This is a genomic window from Stenotrophomonas sp. YJH_SMC_105-26 (assembly GCF_059368915.1).
Map to the genome: position 1 here is coordinate 94,533 of NZ_JCAFSD010000011.1, position 13,713 is coordinate 108,245.

The 13,713-nt window shown below is 68.8% G+C and carries 11 protein-coding genes; 6 read left to right on the forward strand and 5 right to left on the reverse strand.

Annotation, left to right across the window (positions count from 1 at the left end; genetic code table 11):
- Positions 1 to 31: 31 nt before the first annotated feature.
- Entirely contained in the window at positions 32 to 316 is a 285-nt protein-coding gene (locus AC5P7F_RS19155; RefSeq protein WP_021204443.1) for a metal-sensing transcriptional repressor, read from the forward strand.
- 76 nt (positions 317 to 392) lie between these two features.
- Here the strand turns inward: AC5P7F_RS19155 and AC5P7F_RS19160 are convergent, their stop codons facing one another.
- Entirely contained in the window at positions 393 to 764 is a 372-nt protein-coding gene (locus tag AC5P7F_RS19160) for a MerC domain-containing protein (protein ID WP_046428559.1), read from the reverse strand.
- A 69-nt stretch (positions 765 to 833) separates the two neighbouring features.
- Between AC5P7F_RS19160 and AC5P7F_RS19165 the strand changes: the two genes are divergently transcribed.
- Positions 834 to 2,159, forward strand: a complete 1,326-nt coding sequence (locus AC5P7F_RS19165; protein WP_014645761.1) for a GTP-binding protein — start codon at positions 834 to 836, stop codon at positions 2,157 to 2,159.
- A 186-nt stretch (positions 2,160 to 2,345) separates the two neighbouring features.
- Here AC5P7F_RS19165 and AC5P7F_RS19170 read toward each other — a convergent pair whose 3' ends face one another.
- Positions 2,346 to 3,953, reverse strand: coding sequence for an ATP-binding cassette domain-containing protein (locus tag AC5P7F_RS19170; RefSeq protein ID WP_197602852.1), 1,608 nt, complete (start codon positions 3,951 to 3,953; stop codon positions 2,346 to 2,348).
- Positions 3,954 to 4,164: 211 nt separating this feature from the next.
- Positions 4,165 to 5,064 (reverse strand): LysR family transcriptional regulator, encoded by a 900-nt coding sequence (locus AC5P7F_RS19175; RefSeq protein ID WP_049406919.1) that lies wholly within the window; start codon positions 5,062 to 5,064, stop codon positions 4,165 to 4,167.
- Between the two features lie 228 nt (positions 5,065 to 5,292).
- On the opposite strand from AC5P7F_RS19175, the gene AC5P7F_RS19180 reads away from it, so the two are divergent.
- Entirely contained in the window at positions 5,293 to 6,471 is a 1,179-nt protein-coding gene (locus AC5P7F_RS19180; RefSeq protein ID WP_197602851.1) for a serine hydrolase, read from the forward strand.
- Positions 6,468 to 7,652, forward strand: a complete 1,185-nt coding sequence (locus tag AC5P7F_RS19185) for an MFS transporter (RefSeq protein WP_014645765.1) — start codon at positions 6,468 to 6,470, stop codon at positions 7,650 to 7,652. Before AC5P7F_RS19180 ends, AC5P7F_RS19185 begins: the two co-directional genes overlap by 4 nt.
- 216 nt (positions 7,653 to 7,868) lie before the next feature.
- Here the strand turns inward: AC5P7F_RS19185 and AC5P7F_RS19190 are convergent, their stop codons facing one another.
- Positions 7,869 to 9,485, reverse strand: coding sequence for an EAL domain-containing protein (locus AC5P7F_RS19190; protein ID WP_075076829.1), 1,617 nt, complete (start codon positions 9,483 to 9,485; stop codon positions 7,869 to 7,871).
- Positions 9,486 to 9,715: 230 nt separating this feature from the next.
- On the opposite strand from AC5P7F_RS19190, the gene cycA reads away from it, so the two are divergent.
- Both cycA and AC5P7F_RS19200 read left to right on the forward strand, forming a co-directional pair.
- Positions 9,716 to 11,089 carry a D-serine/D-alanine/glycine transporter gene (gene cycA, locus AC5P7F_RS19195; RefSeq protein WP_142235382.1) on the forward strand — a complete coding sequence of 458 codons (1,374 nt, stop codon included), beginning with the start codon at positions 9,716 to 9,718 and terminating at the stop codon, positions 11,087 to 11,089.
- A gap of 162 nt (positions 11,090 to 11,251) precedes the next feature.
- Positions 11,252 to 12,028 (forward strand): lytic transglycosylase domain-containing protein, encoded by a 777-nt coding sequence (locus tag AC5P7F_RS19200; protein ID WP_049406906.1) that lies wholly within the window; start codon positions 11,252 to 11,254, stop codon positions 12,026 to 12,028.
- A gap of 97 nt (positions 12,029 to 12,125) precedes the next feature.
- Here the strand turns inward: AC5P7F_RS19200 and AC5P7F_RS19205 are convergent, their stop codons facing one another.
- A complete protein-coding gene (locus AC5P7F_RS19205; RefSeq protein ID WP_197603038.1) occupies positions 12,126 to 13,646 on the reverse strand; it encodes a hypothetical protein in 1,521 nt (506 codons plus the stop codon).
- Positions 13,647 to 13,713 lie beyond the last annotated feature (67 nt).

Below are 13,713 nucleotides of genomic sequence, written 5' to 3' on the forward strand. Positions count from 1 at the left end.
TGGATACCCCCATAGGGTATATGATTCCGGCATGGCTCATGTACACAAGCATCGAAAGCAGTTGCTGACCCGGGTGCGCCGCATCGGCGGCCAGGTGGCGGCGTTGGAGCAGGCGCTGGACAGGCCGGAGGGTGAGGCCGGCGACTGTGCGGACGTGCTGGTGCAGGTTGCCGCCGTGCGCGGTGCCGCCCATAGCCTGCTGATGGAGCTGCTGCACGAGCACCTGCAGGAACACGTGGTGGGCGCCGAAGACCCGCAGCAGCGGGCGGCCGAGGCCGAGGTGCTGGTCGAGCTGCTGCGCCGCTACGGCAAATGACCGGGTAGTGCCGGCCGCTGGCCGGCGACTGCAGGTTGTCTTCCCCGTTCATGAGGTTGCCGGCCAGCGGCCGGCACTACCCGTGGCGGTGTCGCGCGTTCCAGATATGCGTGGCGGCCAGCAGCAGGCTGCCGGTGACCGTCATCGGTGTTTCCCAGTCGTGCGAGGGCAGCGCCAACGCGCCGGCCAGCAGCAGGCCGAGCCCGGCGCCGGCGGTGGCCCAGGCCAGCACGGGCAGCGGGTGACGGCGTTCTGCCCGCCACAGCGCGTAGCCGGTCAGCGGCAAGGCGATGGCCACGAACAGCAGATGCACCCATTCCGCTTCGGCCCACGTGCCGAACAGCGGCAGCGCGGCGGCAAGCAGGGGCAGCGCCAGGCAGTGCAGCAGGCACAGGCTGGACAGGGCGACCGCGCTGGCATCAAGCAGGGCGGCAGAAGGCGACTTCATGGGGGGAGGTTCCTTGCGCAGCAATTGTTATACAGTAACATTTCCGTTCCGCAGCCAACCCGCTCCGACATGAACACTGTTTCCCGCGCCGACCGTCGCCTTCCGGTCACCGTGCTGTCCGGCTTCCTCGGGGCCGGCAAGACCACCCTGCTCAACCAGATCCTGCGCAACCGCGAGGGCTTGCGTGTGGCGGTCATCGTCAACGACATGAGCGAGGTCAACATCGATGCGCAGCTGGTACGCGAGGGCGGCGCCGAACTGCGCCGCACCGAAGAGACGCTGGTGGAGTTCAGCAATGGCTGCATCTGCTGCACGCTGCGCGATGACCTGCTGCAGGAAGTGCGGCGCCTGGCCGATGCGGGGCGCTATGACTATCTGCTGATCGAGTCGACGGGCATCGGTGAGCCGATGCCGGTGGCGGCCACCTTCGCGGTACGCGACGAGCAGGGCTTCAGCCTGAGTGACATCGCGCGCCTGGACACGATGGTGACGGTGGTGGATGGCAGCGCGTTCCTCGCCGACTTCGGCTCGACGCTGCGCCTGGCCGAGCGTGGCCAGCAGGCTGGGCCGGATGACGATCGCGGCGTGGTCGACCTGCTGTGCGAACAGGTCGAGTTCGCCGACGTGATCGTGGTCAGCAAGGTCGATCAGACCGATGACGAAGTGCTGCAGGACACGCTGGCCGTGCTGCGTGGCCTGAACCGCGACGCGAAACTGCTGCTGTCCAGCTTCGGTGACGTGCCGCTGGCCGAGCTGCTGGACACCGGTCGCTTCGACTTCGAGCGTGCGCAACGTGCGCCGGGCTGGGTAAAGGAGCTGCGTGGCGAGCACACGCCGGAAACCGAGGAGTACGGCATCGCCAGTTTCGTCTACCGCTCGCGGCGACCGTTCCATCCCGCGCGTTTCGCCCGCGCGTTGCAGTCGGGCATGCCGGGCGTGATCCGCAGCAAGGGCTGGTTCTGGCTGGCCAACCGCATGGACTGGGTGGGCGAGCTGAACACCGTAGGTGCCGCGACGCGGACGCAGGCGGCGGGGTTCTGGTACGCCGCTCGCGATCGCGTGCGTGCCGGGCTGGAGGACACGCCGCCGTTGCTGCCGCCCACGCCGCTGCCGTACAGCGACCTGGGCTGGGCGCGGCAGCAGGCCGATTGCTGGAGCGCACCGTTGCCGGGGCCGGAAGACTTCCCGGATGCGGCCGCGCACTCGGCGATGCAACGCCTGTGGCACCCGTTGTGGGGGGATCGCCGCCAGGAGCTGGTGGTGATCGGCGTGCACATGGATGAGCGTGCGGTACGTGCGGAACTGGATGCCTGCCTGCTCAACGACCAGGAGCTGCGTGCGGGCCCGCTGCTGTGGCATCAGTTGCCGCAGGCATTCCCGGTGTGGAAGCGGTGACGGTGCACTGAGGATCGATGGGTTGCCGGCCAGCGGCCGGCACTACCCCTGGTCGATATGCCATGCGTGGATGGATGCATGGCGGAGTCGAGCATGGCTCGACTCTACAATGTGATCCGTCGCGGCCAATCCTGTAGAGCCGAGCCCATGCTCGGCTGCTGCAGTAGATCCAGGCATGGCGTGGATCTACAAGGCGTCACGCCACTGCCAACCCCCGGTGCTCACCTGCAACACCTGCGTCGGTCGCAATGCCTGCAGCAGGTGCCGGTCGTGGCTGACCATCACCAGCGCGCCCGGCCATGCCACCAGCAGTTCTTCCAACGCCTGCAGGGCACCCAGATCCAGCGCATTGCCGGGCTCGTCCAGCAGCAGCATCTGCGGTGCGGGATCGGCATACAGCACGCTGGCCAGCGCGCCTTTCACCCGTTCGCCATCGCTGAGGTGATGGGCTGCACGCTGGATGCGCTGCGCGTCCAGCCCGAGCAGGGCCAGCCGTGTGCGCAGTTCACCGGTATCGGCCGCCGGGTTGGCAGCCTGCACGGTGTCGAGAATGCTGCGTTCGCCGGAGAGCCCCAGCAGCTGCTGGTCGAGCAGCGCCAGTGGTGCATGCCGTTGTACGTTGCCACTGCGTGCAGGCAACTGGCCGGCCAACACGCGCAACAGCGTGGACTTGCCACTGCCGTTGTCACCAACCACGGCGATGCGCTGGCCGCGGCGGATGTCCAGCTGCAACGGCGCGCGGCAGCCATGCGGCAGCACCAGCGACTCCGCCTGCAGCAGGCGTGCGCTGCCGCGTTCCCCCTCGCCGGCAAACAGTGCCAGCTCCGGTGTGGCGTGAACCGCCGAGGCTGCAGCGCGCAGCTGGTCTGCGCTGGCCTGCAGGCGCTCGGCCTGTACCTGCTGTGCGCGGCCGTGGCTGCCCTCTGCACGTTGTTTCTGTCGGCCGAGCAGGATCGGCGCCTGGTTGGCCTGCTTTGCATCGCGATTGCCACGTGCCTGGCGTTGCTGCTGGCGTTCGTGCTGTTCGCGCGCACTGCGCTGCTGCTGCCGGTGCTGGGCGCGGGCGTGGTCGAGCTGTGCCGCGGCCGCTTCGCGTTCGGCGGCACGCGCGTCGGCGTAGTGCTGCCACGGCCCGCCATAGCGATGCAGCCCGCGCGCGTCGAGCTCGACGATCTGCTGCATGTGCGCCAGCAGTTCGCGATCATGGCTGATCACCAGCAGGCCGCCGCGCCACTGCTGCAACCGTTCGTACAACTGCTGGCGATGGCGGGCATCGAGGTGGTTGCTGGGTTCGTCCAGGATCAGCCAATCAGCGCCGCTGGCCCAGGCGCCGGACAGCGCCACCTGCATGGCCTGGCCGCCACTGAGACGCGCGGCGGGTTGGGCGGGATCGAGGTCGTCGGGCAGCCGTAGCGCCTGCCATTGCTGCTGCAGGCGCTCGCGCAGATCCCAGCGGTCGCCGACGCAGGCGAAGTCGGCCTCGTCCACGCTGCCGGCTTCGATGCGTTGCAGTGCGGCCAGTTCCGCGCCAACGCCGGCCAGTTCACCGACCGTGCCAACGGGTGGATAGCCGGGCGTCGGTAACAGGAACACGCGGCCGCTGCCGCGTACCTGCCCGTTCTCTGGCTGCGCCCGGCCGGCGAGCAGGCGTGCGAGCACGCTCTTGCCAGCGCCATTGGCACCGACCAGGCCGGTGGCGACCGGATCGAAGGAAAACGTCAGATCGGAAAACAGCGGGCGGCCGTCGGCCAGTCGATACGACACGCGATCGAGCGTGAGGGAATACGGGGTCATGCGACCTCCATGGATGCCGGGTTCTCCCCTGCGCGCAGGGGCGGGAAGAGTCAGGCCGTCTAGTGGGAAGACGGCGGCATCAATGGCGCATCGGTCGCGAGCCTCTTGGAGGAATGAGGGGCCAGTATAGCGGGACTGGCTGAATGGCTGCGTGCAGCTGTAGAGCCGAGCCATGCTCGGCTGACCTTAAGCATCCACGCATGGCGTGGATCTACGGCACGGTGTCCAGGCGGGCGCCGACGAAGTCGATGAACACCCGCAGCTTCGGCAGTACGTGTCGGCCCGAAGGCCACAGCAGGTGGAAGGTGCCGCAGGAGTGCACATGATCCTCCAGCACGGTGACCAGGCGGCCGTCGGCCAGCGCATCGCGCACCGAGTGCACCGGAACGAAGGCCAGGCCGACATCACGCAGTGCCAGCGCCACCCGCGCCTCGATGGTGTTGGCCACCATGTGCACCGGAAGTTCCTGCGGTGCTTCGTCATCGGGCCAGTGGATCGGCCACGGCTCCAGCTTGCCGGTGCTGGGGAAGCGATAGTGCAGCAGCGTGTGCTGCATCAGTTCCGCCGGCGTGCGCGGAACCCCGCGGCGCTGCAGGTAGCCCGGCGAGGCGATTACACGGCGCGGGAACACCCCCAGCCGGCGTGCGTTCATCCGCGAGTCGCTGGGTTCACCGACGCGCAGCACCGCGTCGAAGCCTTCCTCGATGACATCGACCAGCCGGTCGCTGAAATCCAGGTCGAGGCGGATGTCCGGATACGCCGCCATGAACTCGGCCATCAACGGCAGGGTGAGATCGCCGACCAGCGGCAGGCTGATGCGCAGCGTGCCGCTGGGCGTGGCGTGCGGTTGTGCCAGCTCGGTGCGTGCGGCATCGCGCTCGTCGAGGATGCGCCGGCAGCGCGCCAGGAACAGCTGGCCCTCGGCGGTGAGCGTGATGCTGCGCGTGCTGCGGTGGAACAGGCGCACGCCCAGTGCATGCTCCAGCCGGGCAACGCACTTGCCGGCGGCAGATGCGGAGATGCCCTGCAGGCGCCCGGTCTCGACGAAGCTGCGCGTGTCGGCGGCGTGCACGAAGGTCTGCAGGTTGGCGAGATTGTCCAGGACTGACATCGGCGTAGGGGCAATGAAAGCGGCAGGGTAGGGGCGGGTGTTCGCGGCGGGCGGCGGCGCCACCGCAACACTGTGGTGCGGGACGGGCGCTGGCCCTTGCGGCCTTGGAGTTCCGGCCATCATGCCGATTGCGGACTGCACGGTCCATGATGCCCGGAGCCGCAACCGGCTTTTTGCGCCGCGCCGTGCTGCCTAACGTGGCGGGCCTCTCCCCCACGGATCACCGCGATGAATGCCGCTCTTTCCCTTGAACGCGCACCGACGCTGCCTTCGGTGCAGCGCGTGCTGCAGCAGGTCCACCCGACGCGCCTGGTCGGTGCGGTGGTGCTGGTGCGCGAACATGGCGTGCTGCGCCACGCCAGCGCGACCGGGCTGGCCGAGCGGGAGTCGGGCATGCCGATGCAGCGCGACCAGCTGTTCCGGCTGGCCTCGGTCAGCAAGCCACTGCTGAGCACGGTGATCCTGCGCCTGGTGGCCGAAGGCGTGCTCGACCTCGATACGCCGGTGCAGCGCTGGCTGCCGGACTTCCGGCCGGCGCTGGCCGATGGCCGCAGGCCGCCGATCAGCCTGCGCCAGCTGCTCAGCCACAGCAGCGGGCTGGGCTACCGCTTCCTGGAAGCCGATGCGCACGGACCGTACGCCCGGGCCGGCGTCAGCGATGGCATGGACGCCAGCCCGGTGTCCTTGGCCGAGAACGTGCGCCGTATCGCACAGGCGCCGCTGCTGTTCGAACCGGGCAGCCAGTGGCTGTACTCGCTGGGCGTGGACGTGGCCGGTGCGGTGGCCGAAGCGGCGACCGGTGAAACGTTGCAGGCGCTGTTCGAGCGTCTGCTGGCTGCCCCGTTGGGCCTGCGCGATACGGCGTTCGCCACGCGCGCTGCCGAGCGCCTGGCAACGCCCTATGTGAGCGACACGCCGCAGCCGCATCGCCTGCAGGAAGGCGAGATGGTCGCGCCGTTCGAGGGCACGGTCGGCATCGAGTACAGCCTTGCGCGCGCCACCGATGCCAGCCGCTTCGCTTCGGCCGGCGCCGGCCTGGTGGGTACTGCCGATGACGTGATGTCGGTGCTGGAGGCGCTGCGTGACGTGCAGCGCTCCGGCCTGCTGCCGCCCGCGCTGGCGGCAGAGATGGCCAGCCCGCAGGTGGGCGAATTTGGGCCGCCGGAACCGGCCGGCTGGGGCTTCGGGCTGGGCTTTGCAGTACTGCGCGAGGCCGCTGCCAGCGGCACGCCGCAGCGCGAAGGCACCTGGCGCTGGGGCGGCGCTTATGGGCACAGCTGGTTCGTCGACCCGTCGCATGGGCTGAGCGTGGTGGCGCTGACCAACACCCTGTACGAAGGCATGGATGGCGCCTTTGTCGATGACCTGCGCGATGCGGTCTATGCAGACCTGGAGGCTGCGCGATGAGCGGCCACGCCATCGATGCGGCCAGCCCGGCCGGTGAGGCCACGCGCTTGCCGTGGGCGGGCCTGCTGGCGCTGGCAGGCGGCGGCTTCATCACCCTGTTGACCGAGACCCTGCCGGCCGGCGTGCTGCGACCGATGGGCGACAGCCTGGGCGTGAGTGATGCGGCGGTGGGCCAGCTGGTGAGCGTGTATGCGCTGGGCTCGGTGATGGCGGCACTGCCGATGACAGCGTTGACCCAGCGCCTGCCGCGGCGTCCGCTGTTGCTGGCGGCCATCGCCGGCTTCGTGGTGGTCAACACGTTGACGGCGCTGAGCAGCAGCTATGCGCTGATCCTTGCTGCGCGTTTCCTGGCCGGCGTGAGCGGTGGCCTGCTGTGGTCACTGGTGGCTGGCTATGCCGCACGCATGGTGGTGCCGTCGCTGCAGGGGCGCGCGATCGCGGTGGCGATGGTGGGGTCGCCGTTGGCGCTGTCACTGGGCGTGCCGGCCGGTACGTTGCTGGGCCAGCAGGTCGGCTGGCGCTGGGCGTTCGCGTTGATGAGCGTGCTGGGCGTGGGCCTGCTGGCGTACGCGCGCTGGGCACTGCCGGCGCTGCCTGCGGCCGGTGCCGGTCAACGTGCGTCGCTGGCCAAGGTCTGGCGCATGCCGGGCGTGCGCAGCGCGCTGCTGGTGATGGTGCTGTACGTGCTGGCGCACAACGTGCTCTACACCTACATCGAACCGTTGGCGGTGGAGGCGGGTGCCGGCCCGTGGCTGGACCGGCTGCTGCTCGCCTTCGGCGTGGCGGCGATTGCCGGCATCGGGATTGCTGGTTGGGGCGTGGATCGCCACCTGCGTGCGCTGGTGTGGGCGGCGGTGATCGGCTTCATCGTACCGGTGCTGGCCTTGCTGGTATGGCCCGGCGTGGCCAGCGCGCTGCTGCTGGCGACGATCCTGTGGGGCGTGGCGTTCGGCGCGGTGCCGACCCTGTTCCAGACCGCCTTGGCACGACGCGCCGGGGCCGCTGCGGACCTGGCGCAGTCGATGCTGGTGACCGGCTGGAACCTGGCCATTGCGGCCGGCGGCGTGGCAGGCGGCGTGCTGCTGCAGGCCAGCGGCCCGAGCCAGCTGGGATGGTTGCCGCTGCTGTTGCTGGCGGTGACCGTCGCGTGGTTGCTGGCACGGCCGAAGGCGTGGGCGTAGGCGGCGCTCAACGATGATGCGGTGCCGGCCAGCGGCCGGCACTACCGTGGGCCGCGCCATCCTCGCATGGCGTGGATCTACCGAGCGCAGCGACCCGCGTTCGCTTCTTCTGTTGATTCCGTGGTGGGACCGCCGCCGGAACCTGTCAGAGACGTCCCGGCCAACGCCGGGATAGCTGTACGCGACCCACCACGGGGGGCTCTGCCGTTGGCCGTCCTACTCGATCCCTTCACGCTCGATCGGCACGCTGCGCGGGTTCTGCATGTGCTCGCGTGCAGCGCCGTACTGCTGCTGCCGCTTGTGGTGGAAGGCGACGAACTCATCACGCGGCAGCGGCCGCGAGAACAGCCAGCCCTGGCCGAATTCCACATGCCGGCTGTGCAGGTAGGCCAGCTGCGCTTCGGTTTCCACGCCCTCGGCCACCACCCACAGGCCCAGCTCCTTGGCCATGTCGATGATGTGCGGCGTGACCGGGCTGGTGGCGCTTTCGGTGCCGATCGCATCGATGAACGACTTGTCGATCTTCAGCGCATCCAGTGGCAGCTGCTGCAGGTACTGCAGGCTGGAGAAGCCGACGCCGAAATCGTCGATCGCCACGCTGTGGCCGGCGCGGCGGGCGGCGGCAAGCATGGTGCGCGCGCGGTCCAGGTCGAGGAAGCCACGTTCGGTGGCCTCCATCCAGATCTGCTGCGGCAGGATGCCGCTGCCGGCCATGTGCCGGGAAATCATCTTCAGGGCGCGGCCGCTGCTGATGTCTTCGGCGGCGAGGTTGATCGCGATGTGCGCGCTGCGGTCGGCCACCAGCAGCTCGCGCATGTCGCGCACCACGTTCTCGATCACCAGGTCGGTGACGTCGGCGATCATGCCGGCCTCTTCGGCCAGCGGAATGAACAGGTCCGGCCGCACCTGGGTGCCATCCGGGCGCTGCCAGCGCACCAGCGCCTCGGCGCCGACGCAGATGCCGGTGTCCAGTTCGATGATCGGCTGGTAATGCAGGTACAGCTCGCGGCGGCGGATGGCGGTGGCCAGCTCACCGCGCAGCGACAGGCGGCGCCGCGACAGCCAGATCACCAGGCCGGCCCCGGCGGCGGCCAGCAGCAGGCCGACCGGCACGTACAGCCATGCCTGCTGGCGGAAGGCGGCGGCCAGCGCGGTGCGCGGCGTGGTGGCGATGGCCAGCCATTCCTCGTTGCGCGCGGTGGCGAACAGCGTGGCGTGATCCAGGCCTTCGCCGGGGTCGCGCAGCAGTGCCTGCAGCAGGTCCGGATCCAGGCCGGGCTGTTTGGCCAGCAGGCGTCCATCGGGGCTGGCCAGCGCCAGCCGCACGTTCGGGTCGGCAATGACATCGACGAAGCGGCGCGGGTCCACCAGTGCGTCGTAGGACCCATACAGGACCGCCAGCACCTGGCGGCGGCCGCTGATTTCCGGGCGCACATCCACTGCAATGCCTGCGCCATCGCTGGTGACGTGGTCCGGCGTGGGTTGATCCACATCGGACAGGAACGGACCCCACGAGGTGCAGCGCAGCTTGCCACCTTCGAAGTAGCCCATCTGGTCGATCGATGGGGTGGTCATCACCAGGGTCTGCATGCGCCGGATGTGTTCGGGGCTGCAGGGTACGTAGGCGCCGGCCTCGGCCGATTTCAGTGCCGCCAGCGCTTCCTGGTAGGACAGGTCGGAGCGGCGCAGGGTGCGATCGGCGATGTCGCGCAGGCGCTGCTGTTCGACGCTGATCGCGCGGTCCCAGGTGGCGTAGGCCATGACCGCGATCGGCAGCGCAGCGGCCAGCAGGGCCAGGGCGGTGCCGCCGATGATGACGCGCAGCCGGCTCATGGCCGGGGCTCCAGCGGGGCGGGCGGGGCAGGGCGCATGGTGGGCCGGTCCTTGGGCAGGTGCGGCTATCTGAGCATGGCGCCGGGCCGGGCGGAATGGGATCAATACGGTATTCGGTCACATTGTGGTGAAAGCGGCCCGCTTTGACGCAATGGGTCCGTCTGGCGCTGGCGCTCGGCGCCGCGGGGGACTACCGTCGAATGCTTCGCCCGCCCCTTTTGCCCGCGCCCATGACCGAGCCCGCAACGCCCCCCGAGCACCTGCGCCGCAGCCTGTCCAACCGCCACCTGCAACTGATCGCCATCGGCGGTGCCATCGGCACCGGCCTGTTCATGGGATCGGGCAAGACCATCAGCCTGGCCGGCCCCTCCATCGTCTTCGTCTACCTGATCATCGGCGCGATGCTGTTCTTCGTGATGCGCGCGATGGGCGAACTGCTGCTGTCCAACCTGCAGTACAAATCCTTCATCGATTTCTCCACCGACCTGCTCGGCCCGTGGGCCGGGTTCTTCTGTGGATGGACCTACTGGTTCTGCTGGATCGTCACCGCCATCGCCGATGTGATCGCCATTGCCGCCTACGCGCAGTTCTGGTTCCCCGGGCTTGAAGCCTGGAAACCGGCGCTGGCCTGCGTGATGCTGCTGCTGGCATTGAACCTGGTGACGGTGAAGCTGTTCGGCGAAATGGAATTCTGGTTCGCGCTGATCAAGATCGTGGCGATCTGCGCGCTGATCATCACTGGCGCCGGGCTGGTGGCGTGGGGCTTCACCTCACCCAGCGGCCACACCGCGTCGCTGTCGAACCTGTGGAATGACGGTGGCATGTTCCCGATGGGGCTGGTCGGCTTCTTCGCCGGCTTCCAGATTGCGGTGTTCGCCTTCGTCGGCATCGAGCTGGTCGGCACCACCGCCGCCGAAGCCGCCGACCCCGAGCGCAACCTGCCCAAGGCGATCAACTCGATCCCGGTGCGCATCATCATCTTCTACGTGCTGGCGCTGATCGCGATCATGGCGGTCACCCCGTGGCGCCAGGTGGTGCCGGACAAGAGCCCGTTCGTGCAGCTGTTCGTGCTGGCCGGCATTCCCGCCGCCGCCAGCCTGATCAACTTCGTGGTGCTGACTTCGGCCACGTCCTCGGCCAACAGCGGCATCTTCTCCACCAGCCGCATGCTGTACGGCCTGGCCGAAGAGGGCCACGCCCCGCGCGGGCTGTCGAAACTGTCGCGCGCCGCAGTGCCGGCCCGTGGCCTGCTGTTCTCGTGCCTGTGCCTGCTGGGCGGCACGCTGCTGATCTACCTGATTCCCAACCTGGTGACCGCCTTCACCCTGGTGACGACACTGGCGACGGTGCTGTTCATCTTCGTCTGGTCGCTGATCCTGGTGGCCTACATGGCCTATCGCCGTCGCTATCCGGAGCGCCATGCTGCATCGATCTTCAAGATGCCCGGCGGCGTCGCGATGTGCTGGGCGTGCCTGGTGTTCTTCGCCGCCGTGCTGGTGCTGCTGAGCCTGCAGGGCGACACCCGCCAGGCGCTGATCGCCAGCCCGGCGTGGTTCGTGCTGCTGGGCGTGGGCTATTGGGTGCGTCGGAGGACCGCGAAGTGATCCGAAGTGGGGTCAGATCCCGTTGCTCAGCAACGGGATCTGACCCCGGCAGGTCGCGGGAGGTTGCCGGCCAGCGGCCGGCACTACCACGGGTGCAGGACGCCGCCCTGCCGGCCCCCATTCACCCAACATTAGCGGGCACGGCCGGATCATCCGGACGCCATGTCCCCTCGCCCCGTCCTGCTCGCGCTGTTGCTGCTGCCCAGCCTGTGGCCCGGGCTGGCCGCCGCGCGCACCGTCTACCGCTGCGTGCAGGGCAACACCGTCAGCCTGGCCACCGCGCCGGAGCCGGGATCGCGGTGCACGCCGAAGGAGATCGACGACAACGCCGTCCAAACCCCGAACCTGTGGGGCAACATGGGCGTGTTCAGCGGCGTGCTGTACGAGCGCGAACAGGACGGAGCGCTGGTCTACTCCACGCGCAACCTGCCCGGCTCACGGGTGTTCCTGAAGTTCACCGTGGCCACGCCGCCAGGCGAGCCGGCGCACGAAGGCCTGGGCAAGGTCGGCACGCCGCAGCTGGCGCAGCACGCCAGGCAGTTCAAGGCCGCGTCCAGGGCCACCGGCGTCGATGATGCCTGGCTGCGTGCCATCGCCCACGCCGAAAGCAATTTCGACGCGCTGGCGGTATCCAGCAAGGGTGCACAGGGCGTGATGCAGCTGATGCCCGAAACCGCGCAGGAATACGGGGTGAGCGATCCGTTCTCGCCGCAGCAGTCGATCGAGGGTGGCGCGCGCTACATGCGCGCGCTGCTGCGCCGCTACAACGGCGACCGCCCGTTGGCGGCGGCCGCCTACAACGCGGGCATCGGTGCGGTCACCCGCTACAAGGGCGTGCCGCCCTACGCCGAAACCCTGGCCTACGTGGACAAGGTAATGGCGCTGTACGCACGCTACCGCGAAGCGATGGGCATCCGCACCGAGGTGCCGGCGCGCTAGCGGACGGTGCCGCCTGCACGTGGCGTTGTAGAGCCGAGCCGATGCTCGGCTGCGCCAATTGCAGCCGAGCATCGGCTCGGCTCTACACAAAAGCTGCTCAGCGCGAGGTGGAGCTGCTGACCAGGTCGTAGCGTTCAATGCGGCCGACGCGGGCGACCTCGGCCTGCACGTCGGCACGCTGCTTGAGTGCACGCCACGCGGCATCGATGCGCACATCACCCGGCAATGACGGATAGGTGCGCATGTCCTGCAGGCTGGCCAGGGTTTCACCGCGTTCGATGGGCGAGCGCAGCTGTTCGATCAGCACGGCGGCGGCACCGTCCAGGTTGCCTTCCTCCAGCAGCATTTCGCGATGGAACAGGCGGGCATCCTCGCGCTGGGCCAGGATCACCGCGCGTGCCGCTTCGCGCGCTTTGGCATCACCACGCTCGCGGGCGGCGGCGAACTGCAGCAGCGCCTGCGCGGCCTTGCCGTAGCCGGCGAGGCCCGGCATGTCACTCACTGCCTGCGCAGCGTCCTGCATGCGCCCCAGCGAACTGAAGACGAAGCCGACATTCATCTGGTGCTCGACACCATCCGGGCCGAGTGCGCCGATGCGTTGGGCCTGTTGCGCCGTGGCCAGTGCCTCATCGGTGCGGCCCAGCCGGCGCAGTGCGGTGAGCCGGCTGTTGAGCAGCCAGGCCACCCATTCCGCTTCGGCGGCGGCAGGTGATTCGCCGTTGCTCGCGGCACCGGCCATGCCCTCGGTCAACGACAGCACTTCCTCGTTGCGGTCCAGCATCAGCAGGGTGGTGCTGAACTCGGCCATGCGCGCATCCAGTGCGCGGTCGAGCAGGCCGGAAACACGCAGTTCATCGAGGTGGCGCTGCGCCGCCTGCACCGGATCGAAGCGCGCATCGCCGCGATCGACATAACGGTCGAAGCGCTTGTCGCTGCGCAGGCGGATGATCTCGGCCGGGCTGTCGATGCGCGCCAGCGTGGCTGGAATGCCGTCGCCACGGCCATTGTCGGCCTGCAGCGTGGCCAGCGTCAGCCACAGCCCGGTGGGTTCCAGGCCGCCACTTTTCCAGCCGTTGTCAAACAGCGCCTGCAGCAGGTCCATGCGCTTCATCGGCTGGTCACGCAGGCGGTACTGCAGGTAGTTGATGGCGTGGTGATCGACCGGCAGCGGCGCGTCGGCATGCTGCAGTGCCTTCACCAGGAAGGCGGTGGCTGCGGCCGGCTGGTTGTCCGACAGTTCCACCGACACCTGGGTAAGCAGGATCTGTGCATCCTCCGGCAGGGCCTCCTGCGCCCGCTGCAGGTAGCGGCGGGCCAGGGCCGGCTTCTTCTGCATCAGTGCGGTCCAGCCAGCGACCTGCGAGGCGCGGCCACGATGCTCGGCATCGAAGTCGTCCAGCAGGGGATCCTCCATCAGCCGTTCCATGCTGATCAGCGCGCCCAGCGTGTTGCCACTGCGTGACTGCTGGATGGCCTCATCCCAGCGCGTGGCATAGGCCTGGTGCATCGCATCGGCGGTGATTGACGGCTTCTGCGGCGCCACCGTGATCGAAGCAGTGGCGGATGTGCTGGCCAATGCGGCCAGCAGCAGGGCGGTGAGCGGGAGAACGCGGGGCATGGAGAATCTCCATCCGTGGGAACCGCATTGAACCTGCTGCAGCCAGCGAGGACAAGCACGACGAAGC

Excerpts from the sequence above, each read along its gene's own strand:
- AC5P7F_RS19155 (WP_021204443.1), top strand. The coding sequence starts at position 32 with ATGGCTCATGTACACAAGCATCGAAAGCAGTTGCTGACCCGGGTGCGC.
- AC5P7F_RS19160 (WP_046428559.1), bottom strand. The coding sequence starts at position 764 with ATGAAGTCGCCTTCTGCCGCCCTGCTTGATGCCAGCGCGGTCGCCCTG.
- AC5P7F_RS19165 (WP_014645761.1), top strand. The coding sequence starts at position 834 with ATGAACACTGTTTCCCGCGCCGACCGTCGCCTTCCGGTCACCGTGCTG.
- AC5P7F_RS19170 (WP_197602852.1), bottom strand. The coding sequence starts at position 3,953 with ATGACCCCGTATTCCCTCACGCTCGATCGCGTGTCGTATCGACTGGCC.
- AC5P7F_RS19175 (WP_049406919.1), bottom strand. The coding sequence starts at position 5,064 with ATGTCAGTCCTGGACAATCTCGCCAACCTGCAGACCTTCGTGCACGCC.
- AC5P7F_RS19180 (WP_197602851.1), top strand. The coding sequence starts at position 5,293 with ATGAATGCCGCTCTTTCCCTTGAACGCGCACCGACGCTGCCTTCGGTG.
- AC5P7F_RS19185 (WP_014645765.1), top strand. The coding sequence starts at position 6,468 with ATGAGCGGCCACGCCATCGATGCGGCCAGCCCGGCCGGTGAGGCCACG.
- AC5P7F_RS19190 (WP_075076829.1), bottom strand. The coding sequence starts at position 9,485 with ATGAGCCGGCTGCGCGTCATCATCGGCGGCACCGCCCTGGCCCTGCTG.
- cycA (WP_142235382.1), top strand. The coding sequence starts at position 9,716 with ATGACCGAGCCCGCAACGCCCCCCGAGCACCTGCGCCGCAGCCTGTCC.
- AC5P7F_RS19200 (WP_049406906.1), top strand. The coding sequence starts at position 11,252 with ATGTCCCCTCGCCCCGTCCTGCTCGCGCTGTTGCTGCTGCCCAGCCTG.
- AC5P7F_RS19205 (WP_197603038.1), bottom strand. The coding sequence starts at position 13,646 with ATGCCCCGCGTTCTCCCGCTCACCGCCCTGCTGCTGGCCGCATTGGCC.